We start from the raw sequence: 801 nt of genomic DNA on the forward strand, positions 1-801 counted from the left end.
TCAGGTGCCACGCCGTCGCCGCACGTGTGACGGGTGGTTGCTCATGGGTGGAACATTGACGAAAGAGCTTGGGTCGTCGCTGGTTTCTAGTACCTGCGTCGCTGGTCGTGGTTGCTGTCCTTCGGGGTGGTGGGTGCGGGTGGTGGTGTGGTGGAACGGGGTTGGTGGGGGTCTGGGCTTGTCGAGCACACTGTTGGGTCCTCAGGTCACCGGCCACCGGTTGGTGGGGTGCCTGGTACGGGCCGGTCCTCGGGCCACGAACCGCTCGATCCCTGTGAGGGGATGGGGTAGGCGGGTCGGGTGGGGGTCGGGGTCGTTGGTTGTTTGAGAACTGCACAGTGGACGCGAGCATCTTTGTAAGATCAAGACCTGCTTGCCGCTCGGTCCTTCGGGGCTCAGTTGGTGGGTGTGGTTCTTGGTTTCTGCAGTTTTGTTGTTTTTGTTGAAGTTTTTAAGGGCACAGGGTGGATGCCTTGGCACTAGGAGCCGAAGAAGGACGTTGTAGCCTGCGATAAGCCTCGGGGAGCTGGCAAACGAGCTGTGATCCGAGGGTGTCCGAATGGGGGAACCCCGCACGAGTCATGTCGTGTGACCCGCACCTGAATATATAGGGTGTGTGGAGGGAACGTCGGGAAGTGAAACATCTCAGTACCGACAGGAAGAGATATTCCGTGAGTAGTGGCGAGCGAAAGCGGATGAGGCCAAACCGGGCGCGTGTTCAAGCTGTCAGGCGTTGCGTGTTCGGGGTTGTGGGACCCTTCTGGTGGATCTGACAGTTCACCGGGGAGTCAGAAAGTCGCG

The 801-nt window shown here is 59.8% G+C and carries 1 rRNA gene; it reads left to right on the plus strand.

What is annotated here, in order from left to right:
* Positions 1–441: 441 nt before the first annotated feature.
* A 23S ribosomal RNA gene (locus AC4H2H_RS19730) occupies positions 442–801 on the plus strand; the annotation flags it as partial.

Source organism: Cellulosimicrobium sp. BMG9.22 (genome assembly GCF_059159975.1).